Source organism: Streptacidiphilus sp. BW17, from assembly GCF_041262485.1.
Lineage (GTDB): Bacteria > Actinomycetota > Actinomycetes > Streptomycetales > Streptomycetaceae > Streptacidiphilus.
The window spans coordinates 17,036-29,842 of record NZ_JBGCCR010000031.1 but is presented as its reverse complement, the minus strand read 5'-3'; the positions used below and the strand labels follow the sequence as shown (position 1 = coordinate 29,842).

Annotated in this window: 14 protein-coding genes; 2 read left to right on the top strand and 12 right to left on the bottom strand. The window is 70.7% G+C overall.

Features of this window, described 5'->3' with window-relative positions:
• Nucleotides 1–77: 77 nt before the first annotated feature.
• Entirely contained in the window at nt 78–908 is an 831-nt protein-coding gene (locus ABH940_RS29025; RefSeq protein WP_370106609.1) for a hypothetical protein, read from the bottom strand.
• Nucleotides 909–1,011: 103 nt separating this feature from the next.
• Between ABH940_RS29025 and ABH940_RS29020 the strand changes: the two genes are divergently transcribed.
• Nucleotides 1,012–4,371 (top strand): BTAD domain-containing putative transcriptional regulator, encoded by a 3,360-nt coding sequence (locus tag ABH940_RS29020; protein WP_370106608.1) that lies wholly within the window; start codon nt 1,012–1,014, stop codon nt 4,369–4,371.
• Between the two features lie 2 nt (nt 4,372–4,373).
• On the opposite strand, the gene ABH940_RS29015 is transcribed toward ABH940_RS29020, so the two are convergent.
• From ABH940_RS29015 to ABH940_RS28985, 7 genes are all read right to left on the bottom strand, one after another.
• Nucleotides 4,374–5,138 (bottom strand): ABC transporter permease, encoded by a 765-nt coding sequence (locus tag ABH940_RS29015; RefSeq protein ID WP_370106607.1) that lies wholly within the window; start codon nt 5,136–5,138, stop codon nt 4,374–4,376.
• Nucleotides 5,135–6,112, bottom strand: a complete 978-nt coding sequence (locus ABH940_RS29010) for an ATP-binding cassette domain-containing protein (protein WP_370106606.1) — start codon at nt 6,110–6,112, stop codon at nt 5,135–5,137. The genes ABH940_RS29015 and ABH940_RS29010 overlap by 4 nt, the downstream gene beginning before the upstream one ends.
• Before the next feature lie 5 nt (nt 6,113–6,117).
• Entirely contained in the window at nt 6,118–6,357 is a 240-nt protein-coding gene (locus ABH940_RS29005; protein ID WP_370106605.1) for a hypothetical protein, read from the bottom strand.
• Nucleotides 6,358–6,386: 29 nt separating this feature from the next.
• Nucleotides 6,387–6,632 (bottom strand): hypothetical protein, encoded by a 246-nt coding sequence (locus ABH940_RS29000; protein ID WP_370106604.1) that lies wholly within the window; start codon nt 6,630–6,632, stop codon nt 6,387–6,389.
• A gap of 77 nt (nt 6,633–6,709) precedes the next feature.
• Nucleotides 6,710–7,963 (bottom strand): helix-turn-helix domain-containing protein, encoded by a 1,254-nt coding sequence (locus tag ABH940_RS28995; RefSeq protein WP_370106603.1) that lies wholly within the window; start codon nt 7,961–7,963, stop codon nt 6,710–6,712.
• Nucleotides 7,964–8,056: 93 nt separating this feature from the next.
• The gene (locus tag ABH940_RS28990) at nt 8,057–8,302 is read right to left on the bottom strand and encodes a hypothetical protein (RefSeq protein WP_370106602.1); all 246 of its coding nucleotides are present in this window, start codon (nt 8,300–8,302) and stop codon (nt 8,057–8,059) included.
• On the bottom strand, nt 8,299–9,015 hold the full coding sequence (locus ABH940_RS28985) for an isochorismatase family protein (RefSeq protein ID WP_370106601.1): 717 nt from the start codon (nt 9,013–9,015) through the stop codon (nt 8,299–8,301). Before ABH940_RS28985 ends, ABH940_RS28990 begins: the two co-directional genes overlap by 4 nt.
• Before the next feature lie 201 nt (nt 9,016–9,216).
• Here ABH940_RS28985 and ABH940_RS28980 point away from each other — a divergent pair, with 201 nt between their 5' ends.
• Nucleotides 9,217–9,444 carry a hypothetical protein gene (locus ABH940_RS28980; protein ID WP_370106600.1) on the top strand — a complete coding sequence of 76 codons (228 nt, stop codon included), beginning with the start codon at nt 9,217–9,219 and terminating at the stop codon, nt 9,442–9,444.
• Nucleotides 9,445–9,471: 27 nt separating this feature from the next.
• Here the strand turns inward: ABH940_RS28980 and ABH940_RS28975 are convergent, their stop codons facing one another.
• The 4 genes from ABH940_RS28975 to ABH940_RS28960 form a co-directional block, all read right to left on the bottom strand.
• Nucleotides 9,472–9,909 carry a hypothetical protein gene (locus tag ABH940_RS28975; RefSeq protein WP_370071731.1) on the bottom strand — a complete coding sequence of 146 codons (438 nt, stop codon included), beginning with the start codon at nt 9,907–9,909 and terminating at the stop codon, nt 9,472–9,474.
• A 31-nt stretch (nt 9,910–9,940) separates the two neighbouring features.
• Nucleotides 9,941–10,393: a flavodoxin family protein gene (locus ABH940_RS28970; protein ID WP_370071732.1), complete on the bottom strand. Its 453-nt coding sequence runs from the start codon at nt 10,391–10,393 to the stop codon at nt 9,941–9,943.
• A gap of 169 nt (nt 10,394–10,562) precedes the next feature.
• A complete protein-coding gene (locus ABH940_RS28965; protein WP_370071733.1) occupies nt 10,563–11,273 on the bottom strand; it encodes a hypothetical protein in 711 nt (236 codons plus the stop codon).
• 111 nt (nt 11,274–11,384) lie between these two features.
• Nucleotides 11,385–12,653: a serine hydrolase domain-containing protein gene (locus tag ABH940_RS28960; protein ID WP_370106599.1), complete on the bottom strand. Its 1,269-nt coding sequence runs from the start codon at nt 12,651–12,653 to the stop codon at nt 11,385–11,387.
• Nucleotides 12,654–12,807: the final 154 nt, after the last annotated feature.

Genomic DNA, 12,807 nt, shown 5'->3' with positions numbered 1-12,807 from the left:
CAAAGCGCCAAGGGCCACGAAAAAGCCAAGGGGCCCCTCACCGCTGCTGCGGAGAGGGGCCCCTGGCGTCGACCGAGTCAGTACGCCGAGACGTGCTCCCGCTCCAGCTCGGGCTCCGGCGTGCTCTGGACGTCGACCTTGGTGACGGCCAGGTACGCGACGCCCACCACGATCAGCGCGGCGAGCGCCAGCGCCACCGGGCCGTCGCCGAAGCCCAGGCCGCCGGTTGCGGTGGGCTTGCCGAAGCCGTCGGCCAGGGACGCGCCCAGCGGCCGGGTGATCACGTAGGCGGCCCAGAAGCAGGCGACCGGGTTCCAGTTCAGGAAGCGGTAGCCGAGGGCCGGGACCAGGATCAGCGCCGCGAAGATACCCGCCGAGGTGAAGTACCCCAGGTGCAGCGTGAAGGCGGTGAAGTCGCCGAGCGCGGTGCCCATGGCGAAGGTGGCCACGACCGTCGCCCAGTAGAACGCCTCGCGCCGCGGGTTGTCGATGCTGTGGATCGACAGGGTGCCCTCGGTGCGCTTCCACACGAAGAAGACCAGGAACAGCAGCACCGCGTACAGCGCACTGGAGAGGGTGTACGGCACGCCGAGCGCGACGTGCATCACATCAGCGGCCATCGTGCCGAAGATGCCCACCATGGCGACGGAGAACCAGTACGTCCACGCCCAGTAGCGGCGCATCCGGAACTGGAACGCCAGCGCGACGACGAACGCGACGAAGCCGATCCCCACCGCTATCTGCGGCACCATGGCCCCGACCAGGTAGTCCGAGGTCGCCTCACCCATGGCGGTGGACAGTCCCTTGACGATCCAGAAAGCGGCGACGATCCCGGGGACACGTAGAGCGGCGCCCTGGACACCGGCGGCAGCGGTGACCGAACGGGCGTGACGAGCGGGAGAAGTCATCCGCTCACCTTAAGGGGCCACCGTAAACGTAGGGTGAGCGCCCCGCCCGATCGTCGTCTCCGCACGCTCCCTCCTTGATCCGCGCCCGTGGCAAAATCGCCGGGTGCAGATCGGGATGCTGGGCCCACTGGAGGTTCACACGGACGACGGCGGCCTGGCCGACGTGCCGGGCGCGCGGTTGCGGGGACTGCTGGTCGCCCTCGCGCTCAAGCCGGGGCACGTGGTGCCGAAGGCGACGCTCGTCGACTGGATCTGGGGCGAGTACCCGCCCGCCGACGCCACCAACGCGCTGCAACGCCTGGTCTCCCGGCTGCGGAAGGTGCTGCCGGAGGGTGCGGTCGAGGGGCAGCCGGACGGCTACCGGTTGACGGTGGCGCCCGACGCCGTCGACGCCGTGCGGTTCGAGCGGCTGGTCAGCGCCAGTCAGGCAAGCCGCCCGAGCGGGGCGAGCCGGGTGCGCGGGGCGAGCGAGGCCCGCACCGAGGACGGCTCCCGTCACGTGCCGCTGCTCCGCGAGGCGCTCGACCTGTGGCGCGGCGCGGCGCTGCAGGACGTGGGGCTGCAGGACAGCGCCGCGTTCGACGCGGCCGTCGCCCGGCTCGAAGCGCTGCGCCTGACCGCCACGGAGGAGCGGCTCGACGCGGAGGTCGCCCTGGGACGCGGCGCGGCGCTGGTCACCGAGCTGAGCGACCTGGTGGCCGCGCATCCGGTCCGCGAGCGGCTGGTCGCCGCGCTGATGCGGGCGCTCGTCGCGGCCGGTCGCGACAGCGAGGCGCTGCAGGCGTTCCAGCGCGCCCGCGAGGCGCTGGTGGACGAGCTGGGCGTCGACCCCTCGCCGGAGCTGTCCGCGCTCCATGTCGCGCTGCTGCGCGGGGAGTTGCATGGGCTGCGTGAGGTGCGTGAGTTGGGTGAGGTGCGTGACGCCACGCGCGGGGAGTCGGGCCGGCCCGGGGAGCCGGAGGCCCGTCGCACCAACCTCCGTGCGGAGCTGACCAGTTACGTCGGCAAGGACGCCGACGTCGTCGCCGTCCGCGAGCTCCTCGGCGGGCACCGGCTCACCACCCTGATCGGGCCCGGTGGTTCGGGCAAGACCCGGCTCGCCGGGGAGACCGCACGCACCATGCTCGGCGAACTGCCGGACGGCGCCTGGCTGGTGGAGCTCGCCCCGATCGGCCCGGACGGCGACGTCGCGCAGGCGACGCTCTCGGGGCTCGGTCTGCGCGACACCCTGCTCGGCGACACGCCGAACGCGGCGGATCTGACGGAGCGTCTGATCACGGCGATCCGCGAGCGCGAGGCGCTGCTGATCCTGGACAACTGCGAGCACGTGATCGAGCCCGCCGCGGTCTTCGCCCATCGGGTACTCGGCGAGTGCCGGCGCCTGCGAATCCTGGCGACCAGCCGGGAACCGCTCGGCATCACCGGGGAGGCGCTGTTCCCGGTCGAGCCGCTGGCCCTGCCGGACGCCGACGCGGACGCGGCCGAGATCGCGGCCTCGCCCGCCGTCCGGCTGTTGCAGGACCGGGCCGGGGCGGTGCGCCGGGACCTCGCCGTCAGTGCCGTCAGCGCCGTCACTGCCGCCAGCGCCGTCGACGCCCGGACGCCGGCGACCGTCGCGACGATGGCGCGCGTCTGCCGGGCGCTGGACGGTATGCCGCTGGCGATCGAACTGGCCGCGGCCCGGCTGCGGACGATGTCCGTCGAGCAGCTCGCCAACCGGCTCGACGACCGGTTCCGGCTGCTGACCGGTGGCAGCCGCACCGCCCTGCCGCATCACCGGACGCTGCGCGCGGTGGTCGACTGGAGCTGGGAGCTGCTCACCGAGGCCGAACGCGCGGTGCTGCGGCGGCTCTCGGTCTTCGCGGGTGGCGCGAGCCTGGAGGCCGCCGAGCGCGTCTGCGCGGGCGACGGGGGCGACGGGGGCGACGGGGGCGAACAATATGGGGTCGAACAGAACGGGGTCGAGCAGGCGGAGGTGCTCGACCTGCTCACCGCGCTGACCGAGAAGTCGCTGCTGGTCACGGCGGGCGGCGCGGTTCCGCGCTACCGCATGCTCGGCACGATCAAGGAGTACGCGGGGCACCGGCTCGCCGAGGCGGGTGAGGCGGAGTCGGCGCGGCAGGCGCATCTCGCCTACGTCACCGAGCTCACCGAGACCGCGGACCCGCATCTGCGTCGTGCCGAACAACTGGAGTGGCTGGCCGTGCTGGAGGCGGAGCACGACAACATCGGTTCGGCGATGCGCGGTGCGCTCGCGGCCGGTGAGGCGCAGGCGGCGATGCGGCTCGCGGCGGGCGCCGGCTGGTACTGGTGGCTCAGCGGGCAGCGCACCGAGGGCATGGAGCTGATCACCGCCGCCGCCGGTGCGCCCGGCGAGGTGACCGACGAGGTCCGGGCCATGGTGTACGGCCTGGTCGTGCTGTTCGTGAGCTCCGGGCGCGGCGACGCGCAGGAGGCTGCGGAGTGGATCCACGAGGCGTCCCGGTTGAGCCTGCGCGGCCGGGGCGGCTACCCGTTGCTGGCGCTCGTCGTCGCAATGGAGCGCCTGCTCCAGGGACCCGACCAGCTGCTGTCGGCCTGGGAGCCGCTGCTGGAGGAGGAGGACCCCTGGGTGCGGGCCCTCGCCCGGCTGCATCTCGGCAAGACCCGGATCCTGCTCGGCGAGGGCGGATCCGAGGCGGAGGCATACCTGGAGGCGGCCCTCGCCGAGTTCCGGGCCATCGGCGAGCGGTTCGGGATCTCGTTCGCGCTGTCCGAGCTGGCGGACCGGATCGCCACCCGCGGGGAGTTCGCTGCCGCGTGCGATCTCTACGAGGAGGCGATCGCCGTCGTCACCGAGCTCGGCGCCACCGAGGACCTCATCCGGATGCGCTCGCTCCAGGCCAAGTTGTACTGGCTGCTGGGCGAGGAGGAGGCTGTCGCCGCCGCCCTCGCCGAGGCCCAGCGGTGGGCGGAGCAGGTGACCTGGCCGAACGCACTGGCCGAACTGGCCCTCGCGAAGGCGGAGCTGGCCCGGTGGGGCGGGGCTGCCGATGACGCTCGCAGCCAACTGGACGTCGCCCTGGTGCTGTTGGGCGAGGATGCCGAGCTTGTGCAGATCCGGGCGCTGAGGCACGACATGCTCGGCTACCTGGTCGGTGATCTCGGTGACCTCGGCGAGGCACGGGCGCACCGTGCGGCGGCCTGCGCGGCGGCGGCCGAGGCGGGACACGCCTTGCTGATCGGGCAGGTGCTCGTCGGCGTCGCGGACTACGCGCTCCGCCGCGACCAGCCGGAACAGGCAGCGAAGCTGCTTGCGGCGAGCGCGGCCGTGCGCGGCCTTACGGACCGGTCGAATCCGGACGCGGCCCGGATCGAACGGACCGCGCGGAACCGCCTCGGCGAACCGGAGTTCGCCGAGGCGGTTCAGCAGGGGACGCAGACCGAGTGGTCCCGGCTGGTCGAGGCTGTGCTGGCCAGCTGACGTCAGGCTCGCTTCCTGAAGGTGGAGACCGCCCACAGGTACCCGACGAGGGCCAGCCCGATGCACCATGCGAGGGCCTGGATCGTGGTGCCGGTCGCCACGTGGCCTCCCGACAGCAGCCCGCGCAGAGTCTCGATGATCGGCGTGAAGGGCTGGTACTCAGCGAACTGCCGGATGCCGGGGCCCATCTTGGCGGCGGGCACGAACGCGCTGCTGAGGAACGGCAGCATGATCAGCGGCACGGTGCCCATGCCCGCCGACTCGGGGGACTTCGCGGCCAGGCCCATGGCGACCGTGAGCCAGCTGGCCGCGAAGCCGAGCAGCAGCGACAGCCCGACGACGCCGAGCCAGTCGAGGGCAGTCGCGTCCGAGCGGAACCCCATCGCGAAGCCGACGCCGACGATGACCGCGTCAGCGATCAGGCCGCGCACTGTCGTTGCGACGACATGCCCGGTCAGCACCGCGCCGTGGGAGACGTCCATGGTCCTGAAGCGGTTGATGATGCCCTTCGTCATGTCGTCGTTCACGGCTGTCGCGGTCGGCCCCATGCCGTAGCTGAGGGCCATCACGATCAGACCCGGCACCGCGTAGTCGACGTACTTCCCACCGACGTTGAAGGCGTCACCGAAGACATAGACGAACATGAACATCATCACGACTGGAAACAGCACCGCCTGGAAGACCGTGGCGGGGTTCCGGACCGTGTGCTTGAAGTTCCGGCGCAGCATGATCGCCGAGTCGCCGAGGGAAACCGAGAGCGTGCTCATCGTGCGATCGCCTCCGTGGTGGTGGTCGAGGTGGTGGTCGAGGTGCTGCTGCTGGGGTTCGCGCGGCCGGTCAGGGCGAAGAAGACGTCGTCCAGGTCCGGGGTGTGCACCGAGAACTCCTCGGCGTTGACCGCGTGTTCGTCGAGCCGGTCCAACAGGGCCCGCAGCGACCGGGATCCGCCGTCGCTCGGTACGCGCAGCGTCAACTCCTGGTCGTCCCGCGTCGATTCGGGCAGGAACCCGGCCGCGGTGTCCAGCGTCCGGGCGTCGGCGAAGCGGAGCCGGACGTGGGTGCCGGGGATCTGCCGCTTGAGCTCCAGCGGCGTGCCCTGGGCGACGATCCGGCCCTGGTCCAGCACCGCGATCCGGTCGGCCAACTGGTCGGCCTCCTCCAGGTACTGCGTGGTGAGGAAGATGGTGGTGCCCTCGGCCACCAGCTCGCGGACGATGTCCCACATGGTGCGCCGGCTGCGCGGGTCTAGACCCGTGGTCGGCTCGTCCAGGAAGATGATCTGCGGGTTGCCGACCAGCGTCATCGCCAGGTCCAGCTTGCGGCGCATGCCGCCCGAGTAGGTCGACGCCATCTTGTCGGCCGACTCCACCAGGTCGAACCGCTCCAGCAGGCCCGCGACGACCTTCTCGGCGGAGCGGATCCGCTTCAGGTCCGCCATCATCCGCAGGTTCTCACGACCCGTCAGCAGCTCGTCCACAGCGGCGAACTGGCCGGTCACGCCGATGACCTTGCGCACTTCCCTGGTCGCTGTCACCACGTCGTGCCCGCCGACGCGCGCGCCGCCCGCGTCGGCCTTCGTCAGCGTCGTCAGGATGTTGACCGTCGTCGTCTTCCCGGCCCCGTTCGGGCCGAGCATCGAGAAGACCGACCCCGCCTCGACGTCGAAGTCGACGCCGTCGAGAACGATCTTGTCCCCGTAGGTCTTCTGCAGCCCCGAGGCTGCGATCACCGTGTTCCTCATGCCGACTACGATCCCGAGCGGCCCTGACACGCCTCTGTCACGCCGCTGACACGGCCACTGACACGGTGATGTGCGGCATCACCGCAGGTCAGCGGCGTGTGATGCAGGGGTGCGGGTGACCTTCGGATGCCGAAGAGTTCCCGGTGGCGCTCCAGCATCTGCTCAGCCTCGTTCGCGGACTCGAACCGCAACGGCCGCCCGTACTCGCCCTGCAGCACGGTGCCGTCGACGACGACCAGGTACATGCCGTCACGGTCAGGTTCCACACGTGTGTTCACGCCGCCGTCTCCCCGCCGTCGAGCCGACGGACGTGCCGAGCACAGGCCTTCACCGGCCAGCCCAATCGGCCGCCGTCGCCCGTGCAGGTGTACGCGTGTCCGGCCGCCGTCAGGCTGTCGCGCTCGCTGCCGCACACCACGCATGCCCGCCCGTGGAGTTGGGCACTCGTCAGCTCGATCCGGCCGGGAGGCCCAGCGATCGGCTCGTACTCGGCCGGAACCGGCCCTTGGGTCGCGTTCATGATCCGAGGGTGCGCCCGGCCGGGGAACGGAGGGGGTACGGCCCGTACCCCCTCGTTTGTGAAGATCCGCCGTATGCCTATCCGGCGAGCAGACCGACCTTCGTCGCCAGTTCGGACGCGCGACGACGCCGGTCGGGCGCCGGTGCCTCCACACTCTCCAGGATGATCCGCTTCGCATAGCCGTTGTAGCGGATCGTCTCGGGCGCTGCCTCGAAGGCCTGGTCCAGGATTGTGAGGGCGGTGTCGGGCTGGCCGTCGAGATGGTAGGCGCGCGCCTGCTCGATCCGGTGCCGCGCACGTCGCGGCCGGGAGGGGATCACCGTGGCCTCGCTACGGGCGGCCTGACGCACGCTCTCTCCGCCCGCGTGCAACTCGACCGCGACTGTTGTGGCGTGGGCACCCATGATGGCCCTGGAGAACGAGGTGATGGGGTCGTAGTAGTCGGCAGGCAGACGTTCCGCGGTCTTCCGCGCCTGGTCCCAGAACGACCACGCACGTGGGTTGTCCCCGCGCCTCGCCGCTGTGTATCCCGCCTCGAACTGCAGAGCCCCGGCGATCGAGAGCACCGAATCGGCGGCGTCCGGCAGGAGCGGCTGCAGATAGGTGAGGACGTCCATCGTGATGCTGTCCGCTGCTTCGAAACGGTCAGGTCCGCTGTCGCGGTGGGCTTGGGCGAGGAGCCATGCGGACACGCCGATTGCGTGTGGGTCCTCCGACTCCTGGGCGGCGACCATGCCGCGCTCCGCGACCCGCCACAGCAGCGCGGAGTCGGGTTGGTAGGCGACGAAGAACTGCGTGAGCGCATACACCTCCGCCAGCACAGCCTGCGCGGCGCGGCGCTCTGTCGGAGCGGCGGCATGCCGGGACGCGAGCTGTGCGTCAAGGATCAGATCGGGAAGCAGCGCGCCGATCCTCTCCCGGTGGTTCGGAGCGCTGTGACGGGCCTTCCACGCCGCGTCCAGGCGCGCACGGACGTGCGCGGTGGGTGGCGCGGGTCGGTTACTCAGCGCAGGCATCGCGTTCACCGCCGCCGCAACGGCAGCGAGACGCGGGTGCCCGGGGCCGACGAACAAGCCTTGGTCTGCCACATGACGGCCAGTCAGATCAGCCAGATCCCGTACTCGGAGGGCCTCGGCGATGGCCAGGACGGTGTCGAAGCGGGGAACCTGCAGCCGTCCGTTCTCAAGGGCCTTGACCCACTCCGTGCTCCTGCCGAGAAGGCCGGCGAGGACCTCCCGGGTCATCCCTCGGCGTGTGCGCAGGATCTTCAGACGCTGGCCGAACGCCAGAGGCGTCTGGCTCGGGTCGGGGGTGGCAGCATCTGTGGACATGGCCTCGCCTCACGATCTGTTGCAGCTCGACGCTGCTCAGCGTAGAGGGCGGGGCCGTTCAGGTGTCAGGGAACAAGTTCAGACGGTGACCTCTCACCACGGCCGTGTGTACGTCTTGCGTTGCCTCTTGGGCAGGCGTGGCTTGATGACCACGAACCAGAGGGAGAACGGCAGCCAGATCTCGCCGAAGACCGCGGGGACCGCGCTGGGGCCGTGGATCCCGGCGATGATCATCACGATGGGCAGGGCGACCACTCCGACGCGCACGGACGCGTCGTGGTGGCTGCTGAGGCGCGCATTGTTCCAGTGCACCCGGGGCTGTGGCGGTTCGTTGCTCATGGCCGCACAGTGTCGAAGGCGGCCCCGGACTCGACGGCCCCGTCACGGATCAGGTCGACGACCTCGGCCGTGGGGCGGACGTCGCCGAAGCTGCGGTAGACCACGCGGAGGCTGGCGTTGTGGGCCTCGTCGGTGCCGCCCGCGCAGGCGTCGGCGACCATGATCACCCGGTAGCCCAGCTGGGCCGCGTCGCGGGCGGTGCCCTCCACACACACGCCGGTGACGGTGCCGCAGAGCACGACGGTGGTGATCTCGCGTTGTCGCAGCAGCGCGCCGAGTTCGCTGCTGCCCGGGAAGAGCGCGCTGGTCGCCGTCTTCTCCATCAGCACGTCGCGCTTCTCGTCCACGGCCAGGTCGGGCCAGAGGCGTTCGGGCAGTGGGCCGGTGCCGCCGGAGGTGCGGAAATTCTCGGCGGCGACGGGTCCGTAGAACTCCTCGCGGACCGGCAGCGCGCCGCCCTCACCGGGCAGCACCCACACCACGCTGCCGCCCGCCTCGCGCAGCTCGTCGGCGAGCCGGTTGACCTGGGGCACGACGCCACGGAAGTAGGACCCGTCGAAGAACGGCACCATGTCGACCACCACCAGCGCGGTGCGCTGCGGGTCGAGGTGGGTGAACGCGTGGCGGCGTCCGCGCCGTTGCTCGTGCCGCCGGTACTCGTACGGGTCGATCCGCCATTGGTGCAGGTGCGGTTCGATGTCGAAGTCGGTCACGGGCCCTCCTCTGACGCGCGACGGCGCGGCACCGCCATCGGGGTGTTGGGTTCCCGGATCCGGAGGAAGTAGTCACCCCGTGCGGTGACCGACCCGCGGCCCGCGCTGCGCCTTCGTTGAACTCCAGCCCGCCTAAAGGTCTTTGGCGTACACCCGAAAACGCGATGGGCACCACCGTCAGGACGCCAGGAGGGGCACGCGATGGAAGAGTTCTTCGAGTACGCCGTGCGGACGGAACGCCCCGGACGTCGCCCGCATGTCGTCGAGTTCAGCCGGTTCCACGGCGACGCCGAAGCCTACCGGCGGCACGAGGCGGCGCAGTGGGGTGACGAACGGGTCCACCTGCTCACCCGGTTGGTGCGTCGCACGCCCTGGCAGCAGGCGCCGAACGTACCCGCGGTGCCGGTCGCCGTCGTGGCCGGCGGCTGAGACGTGGGCTGAGACGTTGGCTCGGGCTCAGCGCACGTCCACGTCGACCACCCACAGGACGGCCATGAACGGGCAGATGGCGCCCGGGCCGGGAACGCACCTGCGGACGGCGGTGATCCGCCCCGTCCCGGGGCCGGTGGCGTGGAACAGCGCCTCCGCGTCGCCACTGGGTGACGTGGTCCCGACCGACTGCGCCAGCACGTCGGCGGACGACGACATCGGCGTGCTCCAGGCCCAGGTGTCGTTCTCGCCCCGGGCCCCGCTCAGGCGGACCTCGATCACGTCGCCGCTGGTCACGTCCACCGTCCGTCCACTGTCGGCGTTGGTCAGCACCACGGCGGCGACGGTGGGGGCGGCGCCGACGGAGGCACGGACGTCCGGCCGGTGGGCCGCGACAGCGTCCGAGGTGACGGTCAGTGTGAGCGCGGTGGCGGCCAGTGCCGCGACGGTGGCGAGCTTCTTCACATCATCCCCAACGAGAGGGTGTACGGATTCGTCACCGCAATGCCTCGGCGTACGCATGTGCGGCTGCGAGATCGCCGCTGTCGGGCCGCGTCCTGTTGATACCACCGATGAGCCTGAAGGGCAGCCAGGTGTCGTAGCCACGGCAGGAGAAGGCGTCCGCCACCGTGAAGCCCTTCTGTTCGAGCCGCCGTGCCAGCGGACGGGTGAACGGCCGGAACGGCGGCTCGGGCAGACCGCTGGTGGCGAACACGAACGCCCTGCCGTGCCCACCCACGGGGAGCTCTCCGGCGAACCGGCGCAGGCTCGGATGGAACCTGCCCGAGAAGATCCCGGAACCGAGACCCACAAGGTCGTAGGCGGCCAGCTCGGCCGGATCGATCTCCTCGGGCTGGACCACGGGGGCGGACAGGACCTTGCCCATGACCTCGGCGATCCGCTTCGTGTTCCCGTGCGACACGGACGCGCAGACGATGACGGCCTTCATGACGAGCTCCTCGCACTTCGGACTCCCGCGTGACGTTGCGACATTGCGATGCTGTGACGCGTCACGCGCGGCGCCGCCGTGTCGGCCACGCCCGAAAGGTGGACAGGATGCGGCCGCAGGATGTGACATCGCGCGGAAGGTCGAGCACCGGTCGGCGCAGAGGAGCAGGTCACAGCCCGGAGCCGGACCAGTCCACCGACTGGGGCGGCACGTTGGGCGAGCCGACGTTCAGTTGGATGTCCTCGTGCGGCTGGAGCGTGATGTCGCGCGGGTTGCCCGAGTACTGCTTGCCGTTGACGTAGGCGGTGACGGGGCCCTTGGCCGGGCCCACCTGGTCCGTCGAGAGCGGCTGGCCCCAGATGTCGAAGAATTGACCCAGCGTGTACTTCGCCTCGGTCGGCGACTCGACGTGGATGATGCCGTCGGACACGTGGGTGTGCAGCCAGTAGTAGCAGTTGCTCGCGGAGACGAACGTGCCGCCGTTGGCGGCCTGCGGCACGGGCTGCACCACGCCGATGCCGTACGGGACGGAGCGCAGCTGCCCGTTCACGTACACGGCGAGGTGGGTGTGGATGTGGTAGGCGACCTGTTCGCTCGCGTCGCAGGAGATGCCGTCCACGGGCTTTCCGCTCGCTGCGGAGCTGATGGAGGCCAGCGCCGGGCCGCTCTCCACCGTGATGCCCTCGGGGCCGCGGTTGGAGGTCGTCGACGACTTCGGGAAGTTCAGCACGATGACCACGACGACGGCGGCCGCCACGATCACCGCTCCCACGATCAGCAGCAGGCGCCGTCGACGTTCGGCCTGGCGGGCCGCAGCCTGCTGGGCCGCTATCTTGGCCCGGCGGCTCTGGCGGCCAGGTTCGTCACCGTCCCTCGCCATACCCACTCCCGGTGGTGTCCGACGTCGCGCACCTCACTCCACACTCCAGCGTGGACGCCCCACCGAGGGCACGCCACCCGAGCCGGGCGGGACGGGCCTCGCGATCCGGCCTCAGGGGTGGGTCGGCAGGTGGAACAGCTGCTGGAAGATCAGCATGGCGACCTTGTCGGCCGGGGCCGATCCGTCGGGGGACTGGTTGAGGTCCAGCAGCACGACCACGGTGGCCTTGAGCGCCGGATCGTAGGCCTCGAAGCTGTTGTAGCCCGGAATCTGGCCGTCATGGCCGAGGAAGCCCAGGAAGTCGACGATGCCCAGGCCGTAGCCGGGACCGTTGGGGGAGGTCCGGACGAAGGTCAGCCGCTCCCGCTGCAGCTCGGGGCTGAGCATCGTCCCCTCGGCCAGTGCGGGCGCCCAGCACAGCATGTCGTGGACGTCGGAGTAGGCCTCGCCCGCCGCCCAGGTCCACGACGGGCTGGCGGTGGTGACGTCGTCGGGGACGCCCGCGGACCAGTCCGCCCAGGCGGCGTCCTTGCCGGTCAGCATCGGCGCCGTGAGGCTCGCCACGTTGGAGACGGCGAGGTATCCGTGCGAGTAGGGGCGCGGCAGCTCCGTGCCGTTCGGCATCCCGGTCCCGTCCATGCCGAGCGGACGGGTGATGCGCTGCTGGAACTCGTAGGCGAGCGGGTGGTGGGTGAGCTGCTCGATGATCAGGCCCAGCAGGACGTAGTTGGTGTTCGAGTAGTGGAATCCGCGGCCCGGGTCGAAGTAGGAGCGGTGACGGAACGCGATCCGCAGCAGTTGGTCCGGCGTCCACCGCGTTTGCGGCGCCTGGTCCAGCACGCGGTTGATGCCCAGGTCCTCGCTGTAGTTGTAGAGGCCGCTGGTCATGTTGAGCAGCTGACGGACCGTCATGTTCGGTCCGTCGGGCACGTCGTGGCGGAAGCGGCTGACCTTGTCGTCGAGCGTCAGCAGATGCTCCTGCACCAGCTGGAGGATCACGGTCGCTGTGAAGGTCTTGGTGATGCTGCCCACCCGGAAGTGGTCGGCCGGGTCCATCGGCCGTCCCGTGGCGAGGTCGGAGGTGCCGAGCGCCTTGATCCAGGTGCCCGAGCCGGGCGTGCTGACGGCGATGACGCCGCCGGGGACGCGGAGCCGCTGCAGCTCCGCGACGAGTTCGGGCGTCAGCGTGGCGGCGTAGGACGGCTCGCTGCGGACCTGCCGCAGGCCGGTAGCTGTGGGGGTTGCCGGGGTTGCCGGGGCGGGCGTCGCCAGGGCCAGCGGCAGCAGTGTGGCTCCGGCCGCAAGCAGGGCACCGAACCGGCGGCGTGCGAAGGCCGGACGAGCGAAAGTCGGACGAGCGAAGACTGAGCGAAGGGGCATGGTCGCCTTCCTTGGTCACCCGATCCACTCTCCGGACAGGCTGTTCCTGAGCGGCGTCGGTGCTGTGTCGATGAAACGACCGCAGTGCGACTCGCTCGGCGGGTTGCTCCAGCAGTGGGCGTGTCCGCGTAACTGGTCCAGACCTCATATATTG

Excerpts from the sequence above, each read along its gene's own strand:
- ABH940_RS29025 (WP_370106609.1), bottom strand. The coding sequence starts at position 908 with ATGACTTCTCCCGCTCGTCACGCCCGTTCGGTCACCGCTGCCGCCGGT.
- ABH940_RS29015 (WP_370106607.1), bottom strand. The coding sequence starts at position 5,138 with ATGAGCACGCTCTCGGTTTCCCTCGGCGACTCGGCGATCATGCTGCGC.
- ABH940_RS29010 (WP_370106606.1), bottom strand. The coding sequence starts at position 6,112 with ATGAGGAACACGGTGATCGCAGCCTCGGGGCTGCAGAAGACCTACGGG.
- ABH940_RS29005 (WP_370106605.1), bottom strand. The coding sequence starts at position 6,357 with ATGTACCTGGTCGTCGTCGACGGCACCGTGCTGCAGGGCGAGTACGGG.
- ABH940_RS29000 (WP_370106604.1), bottom strand. The coding sequence starts at position 6,632 with ATGAACGCGACCCAAGGGCCGGTTCCGGCCGAGTACGAGCCGATCGCT.
- ABH940_RS28995 (WP_370106603.1), bottom strand. The coding sequence starts at position 7,963 with ATGTCCACAGATGCTGCCACCCCCGACCCGAGCCAGACGCCTCTGGCG.
- ABH940_RS28990 (WP_370106602.1), bottom strand. The coding sequence starts at position 8,302 with ATGAGCAACGAACCGCCACAGCCCCGGGTGCACTGGAACAATGCGCGC.
- ABH940_RS28980 (WP_370106600.1), top strand. The coding sequence starts at position 9,217 with ATGGAAGAGTTCTTCGAGTACGCCGTGCGGACGGAACGCCCCGGACGT.
- ABH940_RS28970 (WP_370071732.1), bottom strand. The coding sequence starts at position 10,393 with ATGAAGGCCGTCATCGTCTGCGCGTCCGTGTCGCACGGGAACACGAAG.
- ABH940_RS28965 (WP_370071733.1), bottom strand. The coding sequence starts at position 11,273 with ATGGCGAGGGACGGTGACGAACCTGGCCGCCAGAGCCGCCGGGCCAAG.
- ABH940_RS28960 (WP_370106599.1), bottom strand. The coding sequence starts at position 12,653 with ATGCCCCTTCGCTCAGTCTTCGCTCGTCCGACTTTCGCTCGTCCGGCC.